The organism is Actinomadura physcomitrii (assembly GCF_008923205.2).
GTDB classification, from domain to species: Bacteria; Actinomycetota; Actinomycetes; order Streptosporangiales; family Streptosporangiaceae; genus Spirillospora; species Spirillospora physcomitrii.
Genome location: NZ_WBMS02000038.1, coordinates 56,280 through 79,286 on the forward strand (window position 1 = coordinate 56,280; position 23,007 = coordinate 79,286).

Annotated in this window: 19 protein-coding genes; 11 read left to right on the forward strand and 8 right to left on the reverse strand. The window is 73.0% G+C overall.

Going from position 1 to position 23,007, the window contains the following annotated elements:
- Positions 1–13 precede the first annotated feature (13 nt).
- From F8568_RS35030 to F8568_RS35045, 4 genes are all read right to left on the reverse strand, one after another.
- Positions 14–1,141: an acyltransferase family protein gene (locus F8568_RS35030; protein WP_151597956.1), complete on the reverse strand. Its 1,128-nt coding sequence runs from the start codon at positions 1,139–1,141 to the stop codon at positions 14–16.
- Between the two features lie 161 nt (positions 1,142–1,302).
- A complete protein-coding gene (locus F8568_RS35035) occupies positions 1,303–2,610 on the reverse strand; it encodes an acyltransferase family protein (RefSeq protein WP_236009808.1) in 1,308 nt (435 codons plus the stop codon).
- A gap of 11 nt (positions 2,611–2,621) precedes the next feature.
- Positions 2,622–4,043, reverse strand: coding sequence for an LCP family protein (locus F8568_RS35040; RefSeq protein WP_151597957.1), 1,422 nt, complete (start codon positions 4,041–4,043; stop codon positions 2,622–2,624).
- A gap of 153 nt (positions 4,044–4,196) precedes the next feature.
- On the reverse strand, positions 4,197–5,093 hold the full coding sequence (locus F8568_RS35045) for a TIGR03089 family protein (RefSeq protein WP_151597958.1): 897 nt from the start codon (positions 5,091–5,093) through the stop codon (positions 4,197–4,199).
- 107 nt (positions 5,094–5,200) lie between these two features.
- On the opposite strand from F8568_RS35045, the gene F8568_RS35050 reads away from it, so the two are divergent.
- The 3 genes from F8568_RS35050 to F8568_RS35060 all read left to right on the forward strand — a co-directional run bounded on the left by F8568_RS35050 (position 5,201) and on the right by F8568_RS35060 (position 9,397).
- Complete coding sequence (locus tag F8568_RS35050; RefSeq protein WP_151597959.1) at positions 5,201–7,243, forward strand: hypothetical protein; 2,043 nt, start codon at positions 5,201–5,203, stop codon at positions 7,241–7,243.
- A gap of 160 nt (positions 7,244–7,403) precedes the next feature.
- Complete coding sequence (locus F8568_RS35055; RefSeq protein ID WP_328601163.1) at positions 7,404–8,306, forward strand: glycosyltransferase family 2 protein; 903 nt, start codon at positions 7,404–7,406, stop codon at positions 8,304–8,306.
- A complete protein-coding gene (locus F8568_RS35060) occupies positions 8,306–9,397 on the forward strand; it encodes a glycosyltransferase family 4 protein (protein WP_151597961.1) in 1,092 nt (363 codons plus the stop codon). The genes F8568_RS35055 and F8568_RS35060 overlap by 1 nt, the downstream gene beginning before the upstream one ends.
- Here F8568_RS35060 and trxA read toward each other — a convergent pair.
- Both trxA and F8568_RS35070 read right to left on the reverse strand, forming a co-directional pair.
- Positions 9,378–9,701: a thioredoxin gene (gene trxA / locus F8568_RS35065; RefSeq protein WP_151597962.1), complete on the reverse strand. Its 324-nt coding sequence runs from the start codon at positions 9,699–9,701 to the stop codon at positions 9,378–9,380. The two genes, F8568_RS35060 and trxA, sit on opposite strands and share 20 nt — an antisense overlap.
- A gap of 2 nt (positions 9,702–9,703) precedes the next feature.
- Positions 9,704–10,705: a lysylphosphatidylglycerol synthase transmembrane domain-containing protein gene (locus tag F8568_RS35070; RefSeq protein ID WP_328601162.1), complete on the reverse strand. Its 1,002-nt coding sequence runs from the start codon at positions 10,703–10,705 to the stop codon at positions 9,704–9,706.
- A gap of 97 nt (positions 10,706–10,802) precedes the next feature.
- On the opposite strand from F8568_RS35070, the gene F8568_RS35075 reads away from it, so the two are divergent.
- The 6 genes from F8568_RS35075 (at position 10,803) to F8568_RS35100 (ending at position 18,966) form a co-directional block, all read left to right on the forward strand.
- Positions 10,803–11,507 (forward strand): class I SAM-dependent methyltransferase, encoded by a 705-nt coding sequence (locus tag F8568_RS35075; RefSeq protein ID WP_151597963.1) that lies wholly within the window; start codon positions 10,803–10,805, stop codon positions 11,505–11,507.
- A 179-nt stretch (positions 11,508–11,686) separates the two neighbouring features.
- The gene (locus F8568_RS35080; RefSeq protein WP_151597964.1) at positions 11,687–12,856 is read left to right on the forward strand and encodes a glycosyltransferase family 4 protein; all 1,170 of its coding nucleotides are present in this window, start codon (positions 11,687–11,689) and stop codon (positions 12,854–12,856) included.
- A gap of 37 nt (positions 12,857–12,893) precedes the next feature.
- On the forward strand, positions 12,894–13,961 hold the full coding sequence (manB, locus tag F8568_RS35085) for a mannose-1-phosphate guanylyltransferase (protein ID WP_151597965.1): 1,068 nt from the start codon (positions 12,894–12,896) through the stop codon (positions 13,959–13,961).
- A complete protein-coding gene (locus F8568_RS35090) occupies positions 13,954–14,898 on the forward strand; it encodes a DNA-3-methyladenine glycosylase family protein (protein ID WP_151597966.1) in 945 nt (314 codons plus the stop codon). The genes manB and F8568_RS35090 overlap by 8 nt, the downstream gene beginning before the upstream one ends.
- Before the next feature lie 423 nt (positions 14,899–15,321).
- The gene (locus F8568_RS35095) at positions 15,322–17,874 is read left to right on the forward strand and encodes a bifunctional FO biosynthesis protein CofGH (protein WP_151597967.1); all 2,553 of its coding nucleotides are present in this window, start codon (positions 15,322–15,324) and stop codon (positions 17,872–17,874) included.
- Positions 17,875–17,949: 75 nt separating this feature from the next.
- Positions 17,950–18,966, forward strand: coding sequence for a substrate-binding domain-containing protein (locus F8568_RS35100; RefSeq protein ID WP_151590158.1), 1,017 nt, complete (start codon positions 17,950–17,952; stop codon positions 18,964–18,966).
- An 11-nt stretch (positions 18,967–18,977) separates the two neighbouring features.
- On the opposite strand, the gene F8568_RS35105 is transcribed toward F8568_RS35100, so the two are convergent.
- Entirely contained in the window at positions 18,978–20,264 is a 1,287-nt protein-coding gene (locus tag F8568_RS35105; protein WP_328600662.1) for a coenzyme F420-0:L-glutamate ligase, read from the reverse strand.
- Positions 20,261–21,211, reverse strand: a complete 951-nt coding sequence (cofD, locus tag F8568_RS35110; RefSeq protein WP_160573456.1) for a 2-phospho-L-lactate transferase — start codon at positions 21,209–21,211, stop codon at positions 20,261–20,263. Before cofD ends, F8568_RS35105 begins: the two co-directional genes overlap by 4 nt.
- A 172-nt stretch (positions 21,212–21,383) precedes the next feature.
- Between cofD and F8568_RS35115 the strand changes: the two genes are divergently transcribed.
- Both F8568_RS35115 and F8568_RS35120 read left to right on the forward strand, forming a co-directional pair.
- Positions 21,384–22,298, forward strand: a complete 915-nt coding sequence (locus tag F8568_RS35115; RefSeq protein WP_160573455.1) for a hypothetical protein — start codon at positions 21,384–21,386, stop codon at positions 22,296–22,298.
- Between the two features lie 281 nt (positions 22,299–22,579).
- Positions 22,580–22,795 carry a WhiB family transcriptional regulator gene (locus F8568_RS35120; RefSeq protein ID WP_171064042.1) on the forward strand — a complete coding sequence of 72 codons (216 nt, stop codon included), beginning with the start codon at positions 22,580–22,582 and terminating at the stop codon, positions 22,793–22,795.
- Positions 22,796–23,007: the final 212 nt, after the last annotated feature.

Genomic DNA, 23,007 nt, shown 5'->3' on the forward strand with positions numbered 1-23,007 from the left:
CGGCAAGTGAATCTTATGTCCTGCCATGAGAGGGCTTGAGTAGCCATCTGCCCGTGGGTTCGATCGCCCAATGGGTGAGCCGCCGCACCGGGTCGGTGCCGAGCAGCACGCCGGCGGCGAGCGCGCCCAGCGTGGCCGCGACCACCCCGGCCGGGGTGTTGAAGAAGTGCGCGTCCAGGACGCCGCCGTAGTCCAGCGTCTTCACGATCAGGCCGTGCAGCAGGTAGACGTACATCGTCCGGGTGCCGAGCGTGGTGTACCAGGCCCGGCCGCGCGGGACGGCCGCGAGGAACGCGGTGCCGAGGACGACCGCGAGCACCATCGCCAGCAGCCGGTAGGACATGCCCTCGACGGCGCTGAAGTGCATGTGCTCGTAGCCGCGGTTCCAGAGCAGGACCCCGTGCGCGATCTTGGGGACGACGGTGCCGCGCTCCCACACGTACGCGGCGGGCAGCGCCGCCAGCAGCACCGCGAGCCCGGCCCAGCGGGTCCAGCCGCGCCGGCGCGGGGCCTGCGCGAGCTCGGGCCTGATCGTCAGGCCGAGGACGAAGAACGGCAGCAGCGCCGCGGCCCGGCACAGCGTCGCGTCGGCGTTGAAGCTCCAGCTCCCGGCGATCAGCGACAGCGCCACCGACACCGCGACGGGGTGCCGCAGGTGCCCCCAGAGCGGGGCGCTCAGCCGCCACAGCACCAGCGCGACGAGGAACCACATCAGGAACTGGGGACGGAAAAGCTCGTGCAGCCGGAATTCATTTCCCCGGACGAACACGAGCTGCAGCCGGTAAAGCACGGCGAAGATCACGTAGGGAACGACCAGGGTCGGAAAAACGCTGCGGAATTTGTCGGTCGACCGCATGAATCCGCGGGCGAAGTAACCGGAGACGAACACGAACACGGGCATGTGGAAGCCGTACACGACGGTGTAGGCGGCGTCCACCGCGTGGCTGTTCGCCCGCAGGACCTCCCAGACGTGCCCGACGACGACCAGCAGGATGAGGAAGAACTTGACGTTGTCGAAGTAGGCGTCGCGCGGGCGCGGCGGGGCGGGGGCCTCCGCGGCGGGGCGCGCGGCGTGCGCCGGCCCGCCGGCGGGAGGCCGGCCCGGCTCCTGGGGGCGCGGCTGAGGGAGGGTTTCCGTCATGTCTCCGAAGGATTCATTTCGTCCGTGACAACCGTTCACGTGCGGGCAGGGCGACTCTAGTCCGCGATCGGCGGCCCTGGGGCCGGATGAGAGATTGTTCCGGTTCCGTACGGCCGGTCCGCCGCGGCTCGGCCGCCGCGGCGGCGCGAGCGCGGGCCGGGCTAGCCGCGGCTCGGACGCCGCAGCGGGGTGAACACCCAGGTCATCTTGGGCTCCAGCGCCCAGCTCATGGCCCGGCGGACCGGAGGCGAGCACAGGAACGTTCCGACGACGCAGGCGCCGCAGATCACCGCGACGACGCCGCCCGGCGTGTGCATCCAGTCCGCACCCCACCAGCCGGTGAAGTTCAGCAGCCGGGTGACGAAGCCGTGCAGCAGGTAGCAGTACAGCGTCGTCGCGCCCAGCGCGGTGAACCAGTGCCGCTTGCGCGGGATCAGCGTCAGGAACGCGGCGACGAGCACGGTGGCGCACGCGAACATCGCCAGCCGCATCAGGGTGCCCTGGAAGTCGCCGACGCCGAGCTTGAAGTGCGGGTCCTTCCAGAAGATCCACCGCACCGACATGTGCTTCATCACCAGGTAGGAGCACGCCAGCCCGACCGCGAGGACGGCCGCGCCGATCGGCCGCGCGATGGGCCTCTTCAGCAGCTCGAAGTGCTCCGGCCGGAGCTTCAGGCCGAGGACGTAGAACGGCAGCAGCCCGAAGACCCGGTGGATGTCGAAGGTGCTGCCGAGGTCGCTCATGTACGACAGCAGGGCGAACCCCATCGCCACGGCCATCGGCCACCGGATCTGCTGCCACACCGGGGTGGACAGCCGCCACAGGAACAGCGCGCACAGGAACCACGTCAGGTAGTACGGGCTCAGCAGGCTGATCTCCAGGTCGTGGCGGCCCGCCAGCCAGTCGTACAGCGAGTACGCGATCTCGAACACCACGTACGGGACGCCGACGTTGGTGATGAGCTTGCGGGCCTTGCCCGGGGAGAACGTCCAGTTCCGGGAGAAGTAGCCGGTGATCACGATGAACAGCGGCATGTGGAACATGTAGATGAAGATGTACAGGCCCTTGGCCATCGGGACGTTCTGCAGGTTGGCGATCGAGTGGCCCGACACCACCAGCAGGATCGCGAAGTACTTCGCGTTGTCGAAGAACGGGTCGCGCTCCTTGCGCGGCTTCGGCGGCGAGGAGATCCGGACCGGCCCGGAGCCCGCGCGCTCCCCGTCCGGGGGCGCCGCGCCGGTGGCCGTGCCGACGACCGTGCCGACTGCGCCGGCCATGCCCGCAGCGGCCGTCCCCGCCGCGCCGCCGGGGAACCCCGCGCCCGCGGCGGCGGGCGCCGCCACCGGATCGGGACGGGGGTCGGGGACGTCCGGTGCGCCCCGATCGTCCGGTGCTCGCTGGTCGTCCGCCGCCGGTGCGGCGGCAGGCGGTCCCGTCTCGGCCTCCGAGGGCCTGCTGCTGTACGTCATGGCCTGCCGGTTCAAGCCCCCTTGCAGATGTCGTCGTTGGCGCGGATCTCGCCCTGCTGCTTGGGGATGCCCCCCTTGGCGTTCTTCAGGGCCGTCCAGTTCGAGCCGACGACCAGGTCGACCACGCCCGGCTTCGCGCCCGTGGTGCGGGCCGTCGGAGCCGGCTTGCTCGGGATCAGCGCGGTGAGCGTCTGCGCCTGCTGGTCCGCCCCGGCACCGTACAGCACCTTGGTGGTGCTCGTCCGGGAGGCGTTGCCGCCGACCGACACCTGGAAGCCCTGCGCCTCCAGGTCGGAGGCGACGCGGCTGGCCTGCCCGGCGATGCCGCTGCCGTTGTAGACCCGCACCCGCACCTGCTCGGGCTGGATCTTGGGGGCGGCCGACTTGGACTCGGTCGGCACCGTCTTGTCGTTGCGGACCGCCGCGAAGAACGGCTGCGCGGCCGAGGTCAGCACGACCCGGTTCGGGTCGGCCGGGTCGGGGCCGTTGGGCGTGGTGACGAAGCGCAGCTTGCCCGAGGTCATGCCCTGCATGCCCTGGGCGATCTTCAGCATGACCTGCGGGGTCAGCTCCTTGTCGGTGGTGAGCGACTTGGTCGCCGCGTTCATCAGCGGGATCAGCTTGGTCGGGTTGCTCAGCACCCCGGCGCTCATGGCCTTGTTCGCCAGCGCGCCCATGAACTTCTGCTGCCGCTTGATGCGGTCGAGGTCGGAGCCGTCACCGAGGCCGTGCCGGACGCGCACGTACGCCAGGGCGGTGTCGCCCTTGATGACGTGCCTGCCGCGGGACAGGTGCAGCTTGGACTTGGGGTCGTTCACGTCCTTCGGCAGGCAGACCGGGACGCCGCCGATCGCGCTCGTGATGGCCTTGAACCCGGTGAAGTCGACCTGCATGAAGTGGTCGATGCGGATGTCGGACAGGCCCTCGATCGTCTTGATGACGCAGGCCGCGCCGCCGATCGTGAACGAGGAGTTGATCTGCGCCTTCGGCTGGTCCGCCGACATGCCGCCCGCGTGCGTCTTGCACGGCGGGATGTGCACGATCAGGTCGCGGGGGAAGCTGATGCCCATCGCCTGGCTGCCGCCGGGGGACAGGTGCAGCAGGATCATCGTGTCCGAGCGCGGCGGGTCGTTCTTCAGCGACCGGCCGTAGCTGGCGTTGGCACCGGCGCGGGTGTCGGACCCCAGCAGGAGGATGTTCATCGCGCTGTTCAGCTTCTTCGGCCGGTTGGGGCCGATCGCCGAGTTGACGTCCTCGTGGTTGATGTTGCCCATCGCGCTGCGGTACAGGCCGTAGGCGGTGAGGGAGCCGGCCACCATGACCGCCGACATTCCGACGCACACCCAGCCGAGGATGCGCCAGCCGCGTCGACGATGCGCCGGCTGCGGATCGGCGTCGTCGACGTACTCCATGTACATCGGGTTGCTGTTCATCGGCTCCGTGTCCGGGGGCGCGGCCCGCTTTCAGGGGGTCGGTCGGCTTGGTCTGCTCTGCTGGAACGGTCTGTTCTGCTGACTCTGTCCTGTAGTGCTGTGACGGTGCTGGCCGTGGCTCGGTTGACAAAGCGCGGGCAAAGAGAGCGTAGGTCAGGCGAGCCGGCGCACGGACCCGGATGCGTCTTTCCATCCTGGCACTCCGGCCACCGCCGTCACATGCTCCAAGGTCACGCGTCGGTCTAGGGCGGCTTTGTCGAAGTTTCGTTGGATTATGACGGAAGCACCCGAGGCTAGTGGTGCGACCAGGCCGGCCATAACCCCGTCGAGGGTCGTGAACGGCAGATCGGTGAGCAGCCGCGCGTCCGCGTCCAGCTCCCATTTCGCGGCGGCCGCGCGGGCCTCCGCGACCAGCTCCGCGCCGGTCAGTGTGGTCTTTGTCACAGTGAGGGCGGGCAGATCGGGGCTCACCTCGGGGCCCGCCGCGAACCGGTCGCCGTACGAGCGGACCTCCGCCGCGTAGTCGGTGACGCCCACCGGGCAGTCGGCGAGCGGCCCGCCGAGCGGGTGCAGCGAGAGCCCGACGATCTCCTCCGCCTCGGCGTCCACGCCCGGGTCCGCGAGCACCACGTCCAGCACCTCCTCGGCCGCCGCCAGGAGGTACGGCCCGGACGCCCCGAGCGGTTCGGACCCGGCCGCCGCGCGCTCCAGCACCGTCGCCGGGTCGACCGGCTCGGCCACGAGCCCCGCCGACCAGCAGGCCATCAGCCACACCGCGGTCTGCCAGTGCGGCGGCAGCGCCAGCACGACGCGCCCGCCCGGTTCCGCCGCCAGCCCGTCCACCAGGAAGTTCGCGGTCTTGGCCACCCAGTTGTCGAACGTCCGGGCCGACAGCTCGACGCGCTCGGCGCCCGGGAGGTCGGTCGGGGTCGGTTGGTCGGGGCGAACACGGTCGTCGTAGTAGGTGACGAGCGGGCGGGACGGGTCGCCGGCCAGCCGCAGGCGCAGCAGATCGGCGGGTCCGGGCACGGCGGGTTCGCGGTGGCTCATGGGGCGAGCGTAGAGCCCCGTGACCGGCCGGGACTCGCCGACCGGCCGTTCCCGCTACGCTCCGCACCGATGGATGACCACGGATCGGACGAGCGCGGGGCGGGTGCATGAACGCGGGTCGGCTGCTCGCCCGGACCACCGTGGCCCCGGCGCTGCTCGTCGCGGCCTGGCTCGCGGTGGCGCTTCCGCTGCTGATGGGCGGGGTGTTCCGGCCGGGCCCGGCGATCGCGCTGTGGGTGCCGGTCGGCGCGGCGGCGCTCTGGCTCGGCCTGCGGCGGCGCCCCCGCGACGACGACGCCGGACGCGACGGGCCGCTCGGCCCCGCGCCGTGGTGGTCGGCGGCCGGGGTGGTCGCGGTCGCCGCCGCGTTCCTGGTGTTCGAGGCGCTGATGTGCTCCGAGCAGATCATCGTCCGCCGCGACCCCGCCTCCTACGTGCAGTTCGCGACCTGGCTGACGGACCACGGCTCGCTGCCGATCCCGGAGCTGCGCGGGGCGTTCGGCGGCGGCGACCCCGTGCTCAGGTTCGACAGCCCCGCCTTCTACGCGCACGGCGGCTCGGTCGTCCCGCAGTTCATGGCGGGCCTGCCGATGATTCTCGCGCTCGGCGGCTGGGCGGGCGGCACGCACGGGATGCTGCTGATGGCGCCGCTGCTCGGCGCCTGCAGCGTGCTGGCGTTCGGCGGGCTCGCCGCGCGGCTCGTCGGCCCCCGCTGGGCGCCCGCCGCGGCGCTCCTGCTGGCGCTGACCCTGCCGATGCTGTGGGTGTCGCGGTCCACCTTCAGCGAGCCGCCCGCTCTGATCCTGCTGCTCGGCGGGCTGTCGCTGCTGCACGACGCCCGGACCGAGCGTCCGCGCAGTGCCCTGGTGAAGGCGTTCCTCGGCGGCCTCGCGCTCGGGCTGATCGTGCTCGTCCGGATCGACGGGATCCGCGACATCCTGCCCGCCGTGGTGTACGCCGGGCTGCTCGTCGCGCGGCGGCGCCGCACCGGCTACGCCCTCGCCGGCGGGCTCGCCCTCGGCGCGGCCGCCGGGCTCGCCGAGGGCTACCTCAAGTCCCGCCCGTACCTGGACTACCTGCACGCCTCGCTCGACCCGCTGCTGGTGATCTCCGGCGCGATCGTGGCCGCGACGGCGCTGATGGTCGTCCTCCTGCGCTGGAACGCCACCGGCCGCCGGCTGCGGGCGGCCGGGGCGGCGGCCGGGCGCGGTCGGCTGCCCGGCGCCGCCGCGATCCTCACCGCGCTGGTCATGGTCGGGTTCGCCGTCCGGCCGCTCGTGCAGACCGTCCGCCGCGTCCCGACCAACACCGACGACCGGCTGAACGCCCAGTTCATCGAGGCCGTCCAGAAGATCGACCGGTTGCCGCTCGACGGCACCCGGCAGTACTCGGAGCTGTCGCTGTACTGGGTCGTCTGGTACATCGGCATCCCCGCGCTGCTGCTCGCCACGTTCGGCGCGGCGCTGCTGGTACGGCGGCTGATGCGCCGCCAGTCGCCGGAGTGGCTGCTGCCGTACGCGGTCATCGTGTGGACGACCGTCCAGGTGCTGGTCAGGCCCGGCATCACCCCCGATCACCCGTGGGCGTCCCGCCGGCTGATCGGGCTGGTCATCCCCGGGCTGCTGCTTTTCACGGTGTTCGCGGCGGCGTGGATCACCAAGCGGCTGCGGCGGATCGGCTACTCCCGCAAGGTCGTGCGGGCGACCGCGGTGATCGGCGTCGCGCTGATGCTGGTGCCGATCGTCATCACCTCGGCCGCGTACATGGTGGGACGGACCGACCAGAAGGAGGTCGGCGCCGTGAACGCGATGTGCGACCGGCTCGGGCCCGGCCGCTCCGTCGTCGTCGTCGAGGTCGGGACGGCCGACCGGTTCCTGCAGGTCCTGCGCGGGATGTGCGGGCTGCCGGCCGCGCGGGCCGCCACGTTCGCCGAGCAGTCCGACGTCCGCCGCGTCATCGGGAAGATCGACGGTGCCGGGCGGCGTCCGGTGGTCATGGGGTCGAAGCCGGAGCAGGTGGCGCCCTACGGCCGCCCGCGCCAGATCATGCGGCTGCGCACCCGGCAGGACGGCCGCACGCTCGACGAACCGCCGGGCGGGTCCTGGGGCCTCGCCATCGACGTGTGGATCGCCGAGCCGACGGCCCCCTGACGCCGCCCCGCCGGGGCGCTCGCACGCGGCGTCCATGTTCCGTGTCGGCCGGTGAGTCGGCCGGGGCGCGCCGTTGCGAGTATTCTCGCCGTGCGTGAGTACCCAGCCCGCCGAGCCCGCGCAGCGGCCCGCACCCGAAGCCGCCGAGCCGAGCGACCCCGTGAGCGATGCCGCGCCTGTCCACGTGACCATCGTCCTGCCCTGCTACAACGAGCAGGACCACGTGATCGACGAGGTCGAGCGGATCACGAAGGCCATGGACAACAGCGGCAAGAGCTACGAGCTGCTGGCGGTCGACGACTGCTCCACCGACGCGACGCTCGCCCGGCTGGAGGAGGCGGCGCCCCGCTTCCCGCACATGCGGGTCATGGCGTTCCAGCACAACAGCGGGTCCGGGACGGTCCGGCGGATCGGCTCCCAGCAGGCCCGCGGCGACATCGTCGTGTGGACCGACGCCGACATGTCGTACCCGAACGAGCGGATCCCCGACCTCGTCGACCTGCTCGACGGCGACCCGTCCATCGACCAGGTCGTCGGGGCGCGGACCACCGAGGAGGGCACGCACAAGCTGCTGCGCGTCCCCGCGAAGTGGTTCATCCGCAAGGTCGCCGAGCGGCTCACCAACTCCAAGATCCCCGACCTGAACTCCGGGCTGCGCGCGTTCCGCCGCGAGGTGTCCCTGCCCTACCTGCGGCTGCTGCCGCCCGGGTTCTCCTGCGTCACCACGATCACGATCGCGTTCCTGTCGAACCAGCACCCCGTGCACTACCTGCCGATCGAGTACGCCAAGCGGGCCGGCAAGTCGAAGTTCCACTTCACCAAGGACGCCTACCGCTACATCCTGCAGGTGCTGCGGATGGTGATGTACTTCAACCCGCTCAAGGTGCTGATGCCGCTCGCCCTCTGGCTGATCGGGATCGGGCTGCTCAAGGGCGTGTTCGACATGGCGGTGCACTTCGGCTACTTCGCCAACAACACCATCATGATCTTCGTGACGGGGTTGATCATCGCCTCGCTGGCGCTGCTGGCCGACCTGATCGTCCGATCGCGCGGCGACGTCTAGTGCGGATCGCGATCGTCGGCCCCGCCTTCCCGTACAAGGGGGGCGGCGCCCACCACACCACCGAGCTGGCGCGGCGGCTCGCCGCCGCCGGGCACGACGTCGCCATCGAGTCGTGGCGCGCCCAGTACCCCGGCTTCCTCTACCCGGGGCAGCAGACGATCTCCGAGCCGGAGGGCGAGCCGTTCCCCGGCACCCGGCGCCGCCTCGACTGGCGCCGCCCCGACGGCTGGTACCGCACCGGCCGCGCCCTGCGCGCGCACGACCTGGTCGTCCTCGCGGTGCTGAGCCCCGTCCAGGTGCCGTCCTACCTGGGCATACTCGCCGGTCTGCGGCGCCGGACGCCCGTCGTGGCGCTGTGCCACAACGTGCTGCCGCACGAGCGCAAGGCCTACGACGAGCCGCTGATGAAGCGGCTGCTGCGCAAGGCCGACGGCGTCCTCGTCCATTCGGAGGCGCAGGCGGAACTGGCGCGGGGGCTGGCGCCGCGTCCCGTCCGCGTCGCGGAGATGCCCGCGCACCTGCCCGCGTCCGGCGGTGCGCCCGCCGATGGCGGCAAGGTGCGGCGGCGGCTGCTGTTCTGGGGGATCGTCCGGCCGTACAAGGGCCTGGACGTGCTGCTGCGCGCGCTCGCCGAGGGCCCCGGCGACGTCGCGCTGACCGTCGCCGGCGAGTTCTGGGGCGGCCTCGACGAGACCCGCGAGCTGATCCGGTCGCTCGACCTGGCGTCCCGGGTGGACCTGCGGCCCGGCTACGTGCCCGCCGCGGACGTCCCCGGCCTGTTCGCCGCCGCGGACGCGCTCGTCCTGCCGTACCGGACGGCCACCGCGTCGCAGAACGTGTGGATGGCCTACGAGCACGGCCTCCCGGTGATCGCGACGGACGTCGGCGCGTTCGCCGAGCAGGTCCGCGACGGCGTCGACGGGCTGATCTGCCCTCCCGGCGACGTGCCGGGCCTGGCGGAGGCCATCACCCGGTTCTACGCGCCGGGGGAGCCGGAGCGCCTGCGCTCCGGCGTCCGCCCGGTCGACCACGGCCCGGTCTGGGCCGCCTACCTGGAGGCGCTCACCGCGCTCACAGGTGCGGCTCGATGACCTTCAGCAGCGCCCGCTTCGGCTTGGCGCCGGTGATCTGCTCGACGACCTCGCCGTTCTTGAGCAGCAGCAGCGTCGGCAGGCCCAGCACCCCGTACTTCTGCGGGGTCTGCGGGTTGGCGTCGTAGTCCAGCTTGGCGATCTTGATCCGGCCGTCCTGCTCGGCCGCGATCTGGTCCAGGACGGGGGCGATCATGCGGCAGGGGCCGCACCAGTCCGCCCAGAAGTCGACGAGCACCGGCACGTCGCTGTCCAGGACTTCCTCGGCGAACGTGGCGTCGGTCACGCTGATGGGGGCCGTCACGGTCACTCCTTCGTAGGCTTGGTACCCCTGACAAGCGCGTGGCGGCCGGCTTCATTCCCGCCCTCGTCCGCCGGCGGCGCGGCCTGCGCGCGGTGGCGGCGGGCGGAGCGGCCGAGCAGGAGGCCGGCGCCGGCGTTGACGAGGTCGGCGACCGTCAGCACGACGCGGGACGCGATCGCGACCACGACCGGCGCGCCCGCCGGCAGCACCGGCGTCAGCACCACCGTCAGCGCGGCCTCCCGCGCGCCGATGCCGCCGGGCGCGATGAAGACGAGGAAGCCGGCGACGAACGCGAGCGCGTAGGCGCCGGTCGCGAGGAACGGCAGCCCGGGGCCGTCGCCGCCGACGGCCAGGCACAGCAGCCAGGTGTGCACGCCGAACAGCGCCCAGCCGAGGACCGTCCAGCCGACGGCCCGCAGCGTCACGCCGAGGCTGACCGGATGCTCCAGCGCCGGCCGCCGGACGAGCTTCAGCATGATGCCCAGCGCCCAGGTCACGACCTTCGGGTGCAGCGCCGCGAGCATGAACGGGGCGAGCAGGAACAGCCACCAGTACTCGCGGCGCGCCGCCGCCGACGTCAGCGGCAGCGTCACCGCCGCCACGGCGAGCCCGCACGCGGTCGAGGTCGCCACGGCCAGCAGCGTCGAGCCGAAGCTGCGCTCGGCGGGCACCTTGTGCTCGCGGGCCATCTCGATCTGGGTGACGAGCGCCCACACCTTGCCCGGCACGTACTTGCCGAGCTGGGACACCGCCGAGATCCGGTAGGCGACCTTCAGCGGCAGGGGCGAGCCGAGGCCGCCGAGGAACGTCCGCCATCCGAGCGTCCAGGCGAACAGCCCGGCCAGGCCCGTGACGAGCGCGCCGGCGAGCGTGGGCCAGGACATCTCCCGGAACGCCCTGGTCGTCGCGTCCCACTGGTGGATGACGCTGTAGGCGCAGAACCCGAGCGCGAGCAGCACCAGCAGCACGCGCAGGACCCGCATGGCGACGACCTTGAAGTTCACCCGCCCAGCGTAGGCGAACCCGGATCGCGGCGTGCCGCGGCGCGGGCGGTGCCGCTTCGGCCGCGCCGCCGCCCGCCGCGCCCTACAGTTGGGGGCGATGAAACTCTCCGATGTGGTCGCCTTCATGGGGCACCAGGTGCACGTGTGCCGGTACCGCGAGGCGGGGACGCTGCTGTCCTGGATGGGACGGGACCTGCGCGGCAAGCGGGTCCTCGACGTCGCGGGCGGCGACGGCTACTGGGCGGGGCGGGCGCGCCGCCGCGGCGCCCATGCCGTCTCGATCGACCTGGCCCGCAGCAAGATGGTGTACGGCCGGACGCTCGCCGACGCGCCCGCGCTGATCGAGTGCGACGCGCTGCGGCTGCCGTTCGGCGACGCCGCCTTCGACGCGGTCCTGTCGGTGTGCGCGATCGAGCACTTCGACGACGGCGGGAGGTCGCTGGACGAGATGGCGCGGGTGCTGAAGCCCGGCGGTGAGATCTTCATGTCCGCCGACGTGCTGAGCCGCGCGGACGAATGGCCGAAGCTGCGGGACGCGCACAAGGCGAAGTACCACGTCCAGCACACCTACACCCACGAGAGCCTGCGCAAGCTGATGGACGAGCGCGGCCTCGACCTGGTGCGGCACTCCTACCAGTTCAGGACGGCCGCGACCGAGCGCCTGTACCTGTCGCTGTCGACCTACGGCGGGAAGGTCGGCTTCAACGCGGCGGCCCCGCTGGCTCCGCTGGTCGCCCTCGCCGACCGGAGCGCGCCGAACCGGCAGGGCAGCATCGTGCTGGTGCACGCGCGCAAGAGATAGGTGCGGGGACGGGCCCCGGTGAAAGGTAGGGGCCCGGGGGCTCGGGTAGGGCCTCACCATGACTCGCGGCGGCGAGGGGCGCGGAGGTCGCGCGCCCGGCACGGTCGCGGGCGTAGGCTCGGACGGTAAAGAGTGATCTACGCCACTACGGCGGATGCGCCGGAATGGGGGAGTGGACCGTGGCGCCTCGGATCCTGCTCGACGCCACCTCGGTACCCGCCGACAGGGGCGGGCTCGGACGGTACGTGGACGGCCTGCTGTCGGCCCTGCACGCGCTCGACGCCGACCTCGCGGTCGCGTGCCAGCGCGCGGACGAGAAGCGGTACGGCCAGCTCGCGCCCGGGGCCCGGATCGTCGCGGGCCCGGCGGCGCTGGCGCACCGCGCGACCCGGCTGGCGTGGGAGCAGACCGGCCTGCCGCACGTCGCCGACCGCGTCGCCGCCGACGTGATCCACCTGCCGACGTACACGATGCCGGTCAGCGCCGTCCGGCCGACGGTGGTGACCATCCACGACGTGACGCTGTTCGCGGAGCCGGAGGTGCACGACCCGGTCCGCACCACCTACGTCAAGTCGGCGACCCGGACCGCGGCGCGCCGCGCGACCCGGCTGATCGTCCCGTCGCGGGCGACGCGGGACGAGCTGGTCCGGATCCTGGGCGCCGATCCCGAGCACATCGACGTGGCGTACCACGGCGTCGACCACGAGGTGTTCCACCGGCCGTCCGAGGCCGAGGTGAAGCAGGTCTCCGACCGGCTCGGCCTGCACGGCCGCCCGTACGTCGCCTACCTGGGCGCGCTGGAGCCGCGCAAGAACGTGCCGAACCTGATCCGCGGCTGGGTGCGGGCCTGCTCCGGCCTGGAGGACCCGCCCGCGCTGGTCCTCGCCGGCGGCGCGGGCTGGGACGACGAGGTCGACGCGGCGATGGCGACGGTGCCGCCACGGCTGCGGGTGCTGCGCCCCGGGTACCTGCCGTGGCCGTCGCTGCCCGGGTTCTTCGGCGGCGCGCTGGTGGTGGCGCTGCCGAGCCGCGGCGAGGGGTTCGGGCTGCCGGTGCTGGAGGCGATGGCGTGCGGCGCGCCCGTGCTGACGACACGCCGGGGCCCGCTGCCGGAGGTCGGCGGCGACGCGGTCGCCTACACCGAGCCGGACCCGGAGGGCATCGCGTCGGCGCTGACCGCGCTGAGCGGCGACCCGGCGCGCCGCGCCGGGCTGGCGGAGGCCGCGTACTCGCGCTCGCTGGAGTTCACCTGGACCGCGTCGGCGGAGGCGCACCTGGCGTCCTACGAGCGGGCCATCCGCCAGCACGAGGCCTCGCACGGTCGCGGTCCCGCGTCCGCAACCCACTAGGCTTCGTCACCACGGCCGTGGTGGAGAAAGGAGCCGAGTGGAAGCGATCCTCCTGGTGGGAGGCCAGGGCACGCGCCTGCGCCCGTTGACGATCTCCACCCCGAAGCCGCTGCTGCCCACGGCCGGCGTCGCGTTCCTGGCGCACCAGCTGGCGCGCGCGCACGCCGCCGGCGTCGAGCGCATCGTGTTCGCGACGTCCTACCGGGCGGAGATGTTCGAGGCGGCGTTCGGCCCGCACGCGTACGGCGTCGACCTCGTCTACGTCAGCGAGTCGCAGCCGCTCGGCACCGGAGGCGCGATCCGCAACGCGGCGCGCGCGCTGGACTGCGGCCCGGACGACCCCGTGCTGATCCTCAACGGCGACATCCTCTCCGGCCACGACATGCGCGCCCAGGTGAAGCTGCACGAGGACGCCGGCGCGGAGGTGACGCTGCACCTCACCGAAGTCGACGACCCGACCCGGTTCGGCTGCGTCCCGACCGAGGGCGCGGGACGCGTCACCGCGTTCCTGGAGAAGACGTCCCATCCGGTGACGAACCAGATCAACGCGGGCTGCTACGTGTTCCGCCGGTCGGCGATCGACACGATCCCCGAGGACGAGGTCGTCTCCGTCGAGCGCGAGACGTTCCCGGCCCTCATCTCGTCCGGCGCCGTCGTGATGGGCCACGTCGAGTCGGGCTACTGGCTGGACGTCGGCACTCCGGAGGCGTTCGTCCGCGGCTCCTGCGACCTCGTCCTCGGCAGGATCGACTCGCCGGCGATGCCGGGCGGTCCGGGCGAGCGCCTCACCCTCGCCGGTTCGACGGTGTCGCCGGGCGCGGTGGTGCGCGGCGGCACGACGGTCGGGCGCGGCGCCGTGGTCGAGGCGGGCGCCACCGTCATCGGCAGCGTCCTGCTGGACGACGCGTTCGTCGCGGAGGGCGCGACCGTCCGCGACTCGGTGCTGAGCCGCGGCGCGCGCGTCGGTCCCGGAGCGGTCCTGGACGGCGTCATCCTCGGTGACGGCGCGGTGGTCGGACCGGGCAACGAGCTGTGCTGCGGGCTGCGCGTCTGGCCGGGCATCGAGCTCCCGCCCACCGCGGTCCGCTTCTCCACCGATGCCTGACGGCCCGGCGGGCGTCGCGTCCGGGCCGCTGCCGGGACGTGCCGCCGAGGGGCTGCGGCGGGAGTGGGCGCCGTCGTTCGCCGTCGACGTGGGGGCGACGCTGGGGCCGCACCGGCGCGGGCACCACGATCCGGCGTTCCGGGTGGAGCGGGACGGGACCGTCTGGCGCGCGTCCTACACCCCGGAGGGGCCGGGCACGCTGCGGATTCGCAGTCGCGGAGGCGTCGTCGAGGGGCGCGCGTGGGGGCCGGGCGCCGAGTGGCTGCTCGACGGCCTCCCGGACCTGCTCGGGGCGTCCGACGAGCCGGCCGGCTTCGAGGCGCACCATGAGATCGTGCGGCGGCAGGCGCTACTGCGGCCGGGGCTGCGGATCGGCCGGACGAACCGGGTGTTCGAGGCGCTCGTCCCGGCGGTGATGGAGCAGAAGGTCCTCGCCGAGGAGGCGTGGCGGGCCTGGGGGTACCTGCTGCGCCGGTTCGGCGAGCCGGCGCCGGGCGCGCCCGCCGCGCTGCGGCTGCGGGTCCCGCCGCCGCCCGCGGTCTGGGTCCGGATCCCGTCGTGGGAGTGGCACCGGTCGGGGCTGGAGGCGGTCCGGGCCCGCACCATCATCGGCGCGGCGCGGGTCGCCGCCCGGCTGGAGGACGACCCGGCCGAGGCCCGGCTGCGGACGCTGCCGGGCGTCGGGGTCTGGACGGCGGCGGAGGTCCGGCAGCGGGCGGCGGGCGATCCCGACGCCGTCTCCGTCGGCGACTACAACCTGCCCGGCCTGGTCGGCTGGGCGCTGGCGGGCCGCAAGGTCGACGACGACGGGATGCTGGAGCTGCTGGCGCCGTACGCGGGGCATCGGCACCGCGTCACCCGGCTGCTGGAATCGTCCGGCGCGCGGCCTCCGCGGCGCGGGCCGCGTCTTCCCGTCCGCGACTACCGGAGTTTCTGACCCTCTCCTTCCATGTCCTCCGCGCCTTCTGCGGCGGGGTGGAAGGCCTGGAGAGCCAGAAGTTGCCGGGGGTCCAGTTGAGGCCGTCGCGGGTGTCGGCGCCGAAGACGGGCGCGAGGACGGCGAGCGCGACGATGATCGCGAGCATGACCAGCATGGGACTGTCCTTCGGTGAGGGCCGTGCGGCGGTGGTTCCGCCCGGGGGGACGACCCTCTCGCCCTTATAGTTTGACTCAGTCCAACATTGAGGACTAGCGACTCTTTCTAGAGGTATTTATTAAGTTCCGCTACATCCCGCCTCGCGGTGGTCTCGGGGGAATAGTCGGCGCACGTCGCGGGCTGTATGGGGTGATCGGTGGGTCGTTGCCGGTCTCTCGGCCCCCGGCGCGGCGCGAAATATGACGATTGGCATAGAGTGCCCGCATGGAGGCCACGCAGAACGCGATCAGGCGGGCTTTGGCCCGTGCGCGTGACGGGAAGACGCTCGACCAGTCCGAGGCCACGACGCTGCTGCAGGCCCGCGGCCCGCAGCTCGACGATCTCCTCGCCTACGCGGCGAGGACCAGGGACGCCGGCCTCGCCGCCGCGGGACGTCCCGGGATCATCACCTACAGCCGCAAGGTCTTCATCCCGCTGACCCGGCTGTGCCGGGACCGCTGCGGCTACTGCACGTTCGCGACCGTCCCGCACCGGCTGGACGCGCCGTACCTCAGCCCCGACGAGGTCCTCGACATCGCCCGGCAGGGCGCGGCGATGGGCTGCAAGGAGGCGCTGTTCACGCTCGGGGACCGTCCCGAGGACCGGTGGAAGCAGGCCCGCGAGTGGCTCGACGCGCACGGCTACGACGACACGCTCTCGTACGTGCGCGCGATGGCGATCCGGGTGCTGGAGGAGACCGGCCTGCTGCCGCACCTCAACCCTGGCGTGCTGACCTGGCGCGACTTCCAGCGGCTCAAGCCGGTCGCGCCGTCCATGGGCATGATGCTGGAGACGACCGCGACGCGGCTGTTCAGCGAGCGCGGCGGCCCGCACTTCGGGTCGCCGGACAAGGACCCGGCCGTCCGGCTGCGGGTGCTGGAGGACGCCGGCCGCACGAACGTCCCGTTCACCACCGGCATCCTCATCGGCATCGGCGAGACGATCGAGGAGCGCGCCGACGCGATCTTCGCGATCCGCCGGACGATGCGCGAGTACGGCGCGATCCAGGAGGTGATCGTGCAGAACTTCCGCGCGAAGCCGGACACCAGGATGCGCGACACGCCCGACGCCGAGCTGGCGGAGCTGGCCGCGACGATCGCGGTGACGCGGATCGTCCTCGGCCCGAAGGCGCGCGTGCAGGCACCGCCGAACCTCGTCGCCGACCAGTACTCGCTGATGCTGCGCGCCGGCATTGACGACTGGGGCGGGGTGTCCCCGCTGACGCCCGACCACGTGAACCCCGAGCGTCCCTGGCCGCAGATCGACGAGCTGGCCGCCCGGACCGCCGAATCGGGCTTCGAGCTGCGCGAACGCCTCACGATCTACCCCGAGTACGTCAGGCGCGGCGAGCCGTGGCTGGACCCGCGGCTGCTCGGGCACGTGTCCGCGCTGGCCGACCCGGCGACCGGCCTCGCCCGCGAGGACGCCGTGCTCGAAGGGCGTCCGTGGCAGGAGCCGGACGGCGGGTTCGAGGCGTCCGGGCGCACCGACCTGCACACCGAGATCGACACGACCGGCCGCACGTCCGACCGGCGCGACGACTTCGACGAGGTCTACGGCGACTGGGACGCGCTCAAGGAGCGGATAGCCGCCCCTGAGCGGTTCGACGCCGACGTCAAGGCCGCCCTCGCCGCCGCCGAACGCGACCCGGCCGGCCTGACCGACGACGAGGCCCTCGCGCTGCTGCACGCCGACGGCCCCGAACTCGACGCGCTCGCGAAGCTGGCCGACGACCTGCGCCGCGACGCGGTCGGCGACGACGTCACCTACGTCGTCACCCGCAACATCAACTTCACGAACGTCTGCTACACCGGCTGCCGGTTCTGCGCGTTCGCGCAGCGCCGCACCGACGCCGACGCGTACACCCTGTCGCTCCAGCAGGTCGGCGACCGCGTCGACGAGGCGTGGGAGGCGGGCGCCACCGAGATCTGCATGCAGGGCGGCATCCACCCGGACCTGCCCGGCACCGCCTACTTCGACCTCGCCCGCGAGGTGAAGCGCCGCGCCCCCGGCATCCACCTGCACTCCTACAGCCCGATGGAGGTCGTCAACGGCGCGTCCCGCACCGACCTGTCCATCCGCGAGTGGCTGGAGGCGGCGAAGGAGGCGGGCGTCGACTCGCTGCCCGGGACGGCCGCGGAGATCCTCGACGACGACGTCCGGTGGGTGCTGACCAAGGGCAAGCTGCCCACCGACCAGTGGATCGAGGTCGTCACCACCGCCCACGAGATCGGCATCCCGACGACGTCCACGATGATGTACGGGCACGTCGACACCCCGGCGCACTGGGTCGCGCACCTCAAGCTGCTGCGCTCCGTCCAGGAGCGGACCGGCGGGTTCAGCGAGTTCGTGCTGCTGCCGTTCGTCCACCACAACTCGCCCATCTACCTGGCGGGCCTCGCCCGGCCGGGGCCGACCGTGCGGGAGAACGTCGCCGTCCACGCGCTGTCGCGGATCCTGCTGCACGGCGCCATCTCCAACATCCAGACGTCCTGGGTGAAGCTCGGCGACGAGCTGTGCACGCGCGTGCTGCAGGGCGGCGTCAACGACCTCGGCGGGACGCTGATGGAGGAGACGATCAGCCGGATGGCCGGGTCGGAGAACGGCTCGTTCAAGCCCATCAGCGAGCTCGAAGAGATCGCCGCGCGCGCGGGCCGCCCCGCCAGGCAGCGCACCACCCTCTACGGCGAAGTCCCCCCAGAACGCCGAGAGGCCGCCCGCAAGACCGACGGAATAGGCCACTTCGGCCGCCCCACCCTCACCCTCACCCCCCGTTGAGTTGTGGCGTGTCGTGGTTATGGCGCGCTTCATAACCACGACACGCCACAAGTGAACGCGTGTTATGACTGACGCGTGCGGTGGAAGGTGTGGGCGGCGGCCTTGCTGGTCGTGACGGGCCTGGGCGGCGGGGCGTGGGCGCTGGGGCTGCTGCCCGGGCCGTCGTCGTGCGCGGGCGGGACCGTGCGCGTCGCCGTCGCCGCGCAGCCGGAGATCGCGCCCGCGCTGCGCGACGTCGCGTCCCGGTTCAACGTGGAGGAGCACCGCGTCGGCGGACGGTGCGTCCGCGCGCGCGTGACGGCCGTCGCGCCCGCCGAGTTCGCCCGCCGGCCGGAGCTGCGGCGGCGCGCGGACGCGTGGGTGCCGGAGTCGTCGGTGTGGCTCGGCATCGTCCGCGACGCGGGCGACAAGAGCGTCCCGGCGGGCGGGACGCCGCTCGCCGCGACGCCCGTCGTGCTCGCCATGACCCGGCCGGTGGCCGGGGAGTTCGCCGCCGACCACGTCGCCATGAGCTGGAAACTGCTGATCAAGGACAGGGCGGACGGCGTCGGCCTCGCCCGCAGGGCGGCGGACCCGGCGGTCGGCCTCAGCGGGATGGTCGCGATGCTCGCCGTCGAGCAGACCGGCGGGAAGGCCCGCGACATCGCCGGCGACCTGCGCGCCGCCGCACCGTCACCGGCCGACGACGCGGCCGGCGGATCGGCCGCCGTCCTGACCGGGCTCACCACCGCCGGACGCCTCGACCGGTCGCTCGTCGTCACCACCGAGCAGGCGGCCGTCGCCTACAACGGCGCGCACCGCCCGAACCCGGTCACCCCGATCGTCCCGGACGAGGGCACGCTCATGCTCGACCACCCGTACGCCGTCACCGCCCGCGACCGGCGGCACCGCGACGCGGCGGCCGCGTTCGGCGACGCGCTCGGCGCGCGGTCCGCCCGCGAGGCGCTCCAGCAGGCCGGGTTCCGGGCGCCCGACGGCACGTTCGGCGACGCCTACGCCCGCGACCACGGCCTCGCCGCGACCCCGCCGCGCGCCCTCCGCCTCCCCACGTCCAAGGAGCTGGCCGCGGCCCTCTCCTCCTGGAAACGCTGAGGCGCGGCGGGTTAGCGGACCTCGATGAAGGCGTCGGGTGTCCGTTGCGGGCGGTCGCGGGGCGGCGCGGCCGGGTGGCCGACGCCGACGGCGCCCATCGGGTCCCACTCGTCGGGCAGGTCCAGGGCCTCGCGGACGACGTCGCGGCAGAACATCGTGCTGGACACCCAGCACGACCCGAGCCCCTCCACCGCCAGCGCGACCAGCAGGTTCTCCACGCCCGCGCCGGCCGCGACGACGAACATCTCGCGCTCCGCGGTCGCGCGGCGCGCGTCGGGGTAGTCGTGCGAGCCGTCCATCACCAGGCACGGGACGACCAGGTACGGCGCGCGGCGCAGCACGTCGCCGCGGCGCAGCCGCTTCGCGACCGACTCCTCGGAGAACCCGTCGCGGCGCAGGTCGCCCTCCCACGCGTCGCGCATCGCGTCCAGCAGCCGCGTCCGCGACTCCGCCGACTCCAGCAGGACGAACCGCCACGGCGTCGTGTGGTGCGGCGCCGGCGCGGTGATCGCGGCGGCGACCGCGCGGCGCACCGCCTCCGGGTCGACCGGGTCCCCGGTGAACTCGCGGATGGTGCGGCGCGCGTGCAGGACGTCCGCCGACCCGTACCGGAACATGTCCTCGGCGGGCGGCCGGACGAGCTGCCGCGCCCCCGGCCCGTCATCGGCCGTGACCAGGTGTGACAGCCCGCGCACCACCGCGATCGGCACCCCGTCGAGCTTGCCCTTCACCAGCTCGGCCGCCGCCGCGATCTCGTCCGCGACGGCCGTGACGGTCGCCTCGAGCCGGTTGCCGTACCTGTCGTCGGTGCCGCGCAGGTCGCTGAGCGGCGCGAGTCCCGCGACGCCGATCGCGGCGTCCGTCAGCCCGGTGCGCCACGGCCGGCCGAGCGTGTCGGACACGATGACCGCGACGTCCCGGCCCGTGCGCTCCCGCACGCCCGCGCGGATGCGGCGCGCGGAGGCGTCGGGGTCCTCCGGCAGCAGCAGCACGGTGCCCGGCGCGGTGTTGGACGCGTCCACCCCCGCCGCCGCCAGCACCAGGCCCTGCCGCGTCTCCACGATCCGGGTCTCGCCGCGCGCGTGCCTGCGCCGCGCGACCACCCGCACCGTCTCGGCGTCGATCGCCTTCTCCCGGTCGCCGGCGACCAGGACCCGGCCCTCCGCCTTGCTCACGATCTTGGACGTGACGACGAGGACGTCCCCGTCCTCGACCAGGCCGGCCGGGACGAGCGCGGCGATGTCGTCGCCCTCGCCGACCTCCGGAAGCCCGGGGATGCCGGACACCTGCAGGTTCACGGGGCTTCCTTCTTCAGTTCGAGGGCCAGGTCGAGCGCCGCGCGCGCGATCGCCGCCGTGGCCTCCGGGTCGCTCATCAGCAGCGGGCGGGACCGCACCTCGATGCCCTCCACCCGCACGTCGCCGTCCGCCCCGTCGACCAGCCAGCCGTCCAGCAGCCCGAGCCCGTAGTACTCGGCCACCGCCTTCGCCGATGTCTCCACCCCGATCGCGGTCAGGCACGCGTCCGCCATCCCGCGCACCGGGGCGCCGCCGATGATCGGCGACACGCCGACCACGGTGTTCGCCGCGACCGCCTCCCGGATGCCGGGGACCGCCAGGATCGTCCCGATGCTGACGACCGGGTTGGACGGCGGGAACAGCACCACGTCGGCCTCCTCGATCGCCTTGAGCACCCCCGGCGCCGGCTTCGCCTCGTCGGCGCCGACCGGTGCGATCGACAGCGCCGGCAGCGACGCGCGCAGCCGCACCCACCACTCCTGGAAGTGGATCGCGCGCCGGCCGTGCTCCGGGTCGTCCACGACCACGTGCGTCTCGACCTGCTCGTCGGTCATCGGGATGAGCCGCACGCCCGGCTTCCACCGGTCGCACAGCGCCTCGGTCACCGACGACAGCCGGTACCCGGCCGCCAGCATCTGCGTCCGGACGATGTGGGTGGCGAAGTCGCGGTCGCCGAGGCCGAACCAGCCGGGCCCGACGCCGTAGGCGGCCAGCTCCTCCTTGACGGTGAACGTCTCGTCCGTCCGTCCCCAGCCCTGCTCCTCGTTGATCCCGCCGCCGAGGGTGTACATCACGGTGTCCAGGTCGGGGCAGACCCGCAGCCCGAACAGGGAGATGTCGTCCCCGGTGTTGCCGATGACGGTGATCTCCGCCTCGGGGGCGGCGGCCTGGAGCCCGCGCAGGAAGCGGGCGCCCCCGATGCCGCCCGCCAGCGCCACGATCCTCATGCGGATCAGCCTAGGGCGCCGAATGGGCGGTTCTCGACGCGCGGTGCGGGTTCCGCGTCCGCGAACCGGGCCTTTCCAGCGGTTTGGCGTGCCGCGGGGGACAGAGACGGGGCCGGGTGGGATGTGCAAAGCTTTGCGTGTCATCCGATTGCCTCGGTCTGGAGAAGCCACCGTGAACAAGGAAGCCGTCCAGCGCCTGCGCGAACCGGCCGCCTGGGTACTGCTCGCCTCCGCGGGCGTCCAGTTGCTCGCGGGCATCATCCTGCTGCTCGGCGGTGACGGTTCCTTCACGTACCGCGCGCTGTCGGCCGCCCAGGACACCCTGTTCACGCAGATCGTCTGTGTCGGGCTGGTCGTCCTGGCGGTGCTGCTGAGCACCTGGGGCGCCCCGACCCCGCAGGCGCGCACCATCACCATGGGCGCGCTCGGCGTGCTCGGCGTCACCGCGCTGTTCGCCGTCATCTCCTGGCTGAGCGCGATGGCCGCCGACGGCGTGAGCGCGCTCGGCAAGCTCGCGGTGTTCCTCGCCGGCGGCGGGAAGCTCGCGGTGATCGGTGTCGGCGCCTGGTTCGTCTTCACCGTCTTCCAGGCCATGCAGCCGGCCCGCCCGCAGCCGCAGATGCAGCAGGGCTACCCCGACTTCGGCTACCAGCAGGGGCAGCAGCAGTACGGGCAGCCGGGCTACGGCCAGCAGGGCTACCAGCAGTACCAGCAGTACGGCCAGCCGGGCGCGGAGGGCCAGCAGGCCGCCCAGCAGCAGTACGCCCAGCAGTACGGGCAGCAGCAGTACGGCCAGCCGCAGTACCAGCAGTACGGCCAGCCGGTGCAGCCGCAGCCCGGCCAGCCCGGCCAGCCGCAGCCCGGCCAGCCGCAGCCGGGGCAGCCGTCCCAGCCGCAGGGGGGCGAGCAGCCGCAGCAGCCCGCCGACCAGCAGGAGGAGATGGGCGAGTGGACCCGCGCCTACGGCGGGTCCGGCCAGGAGGGCGCGGGCCCGCAGGGCACCCACCCGGGGCAGCCGCAGGGCGAGCAGCGGCCCGACGAGGGCGGCGACTGGTACCGCGACGACCGGCCCCCGCCGCCGCAGTGACCGGCGCCGGTCCGCGGTGATCCGCCGCGCTGACCCGCCGATTGACTGATCTTCATCTGAGGGTCGGCGAGGGGTTCACCACATAGCCCGTTATGTCGCCCTGGAAACTCGTTCCGCTTGACGGGGCGGGCGCTACACGCGTGTAATTTCGTCGGTGTAGTTTCAATGCCTTCCCGGGGGAGAGATCTTGAGGACGGCATTGACCAGGGGGTTCCACGGGCAGGAGGTGCGCTGTGAGCGAGGTCGTCATCCCGCTGGCGCACGGCACAGACGGCGAAGAGATGGGCTGGCAGGAGCGCGCACTGTGCGCGCAGACGGACCCGGAGGCGTTTTTTCCGGAGAAGGGCGGCTCCACTCGCGAGGCCAAGAAGGTGTGCCGGGCATGCGAGGTGCGGACGGAGTGCTTGGAGTACGCGCTGCAGCACGATGAACGTTTCGGTATTTGGGGGGGACTGTCCGAACGCGAACGCCGCAAGCTGAAGCGCCAAGCCGTCTGACGTCCACGACCCGCGGGTCACCGGCAGGCCGGTTCGCGGGCGCCGAAGGGGAGCGGCGCCGCGCTGAGCCCCTCCGGAACGCCCGCGGCGGCCGCGCCGGGGCCCGGATCCCGGGGATCCGGAGCGTGCTCGCGAGGCCACGCGTACAGTAAGCAGCCGTGCCGACCCGAGGGTCGGCACGGCTGCTGTCTTCTCAGCAGGGAACAACCGTC

Excerpts from the sequence above, each read along its gene's own strand:
- F8568_RS35040 (WP_151597957.1), bottom strand. The coding sequence starts at position 4,043 with ATGAACAGCAACCCGATGTACATGGAGTACGTCGACGACGCCGATCCG.
- F8568_RS35120 (WP_171064042.1), top strand. The coding sequence starts at position 22,580 with ATGGGCTGGCAGGAGCGCGCACTGTGCGCGCAGACGGACCCGGAGGCG.
- F8568_RS35045 (WP_151597958.1), bottom strand. The coding sequence starts at position 5,093 with ATGAGCCACCGCGAACCCGCCGTGCCCGGACCCGCCGATCTGCTGCGC.
- F8568_RS35030 (WP_151597956.1), bottom strand. The coding sequence starts at position 1,141 with ATGACGGAAACCCTCCCTCAGCCGCGCCCCCAGGAGCCGGGCCGGCCT.
- F8568_RS35075 (WP_151597963.1), top strand. The coding sequence starts at position 10,803 with ATGAAACTCTCCGATGTGGTCGCCTTCATGGGGCACCAGGTGCACGTG.
- F8568_RS35095 (WP_151597967.1), top strand. The coding sequence starts at position 15,322 with ATGGAGGCCACGCAGAACGCGATCAGGCGGGCTTTGGCCCGTGCGCGT.
- F8568_RS35050 (WP_151597959.1), top strand. The coding sequence starts at position 5,201 with ATGAACGCGGGTCGGCTGCTCGCCCGGACCACCGTGGCCCCGGCGCTG.
- F8568_RS35035 (WP_236009808.1), bottom strand. The coding sequence starts at position 2,610 with ATGACGTACAGCAGCAGGCCCTCGGAGGCCGAGACGGGACCGCCTGCC.
- F8568_RS35090 (WP_151597966.1), top strand. The coding sequence starts at position 13,954 with ATGCCTGACGGCCCGGCGGGCGTCGCGTCCGGGCCGCTGCCGGGACGT.
- cofD (WP_160573456.1), bottom strand. The coding sequence starts at position 21,211 with ATGAGGATCGTGGCGCTGGCGGGCGGCATCGGGGGCGCCCGCTTCCTG.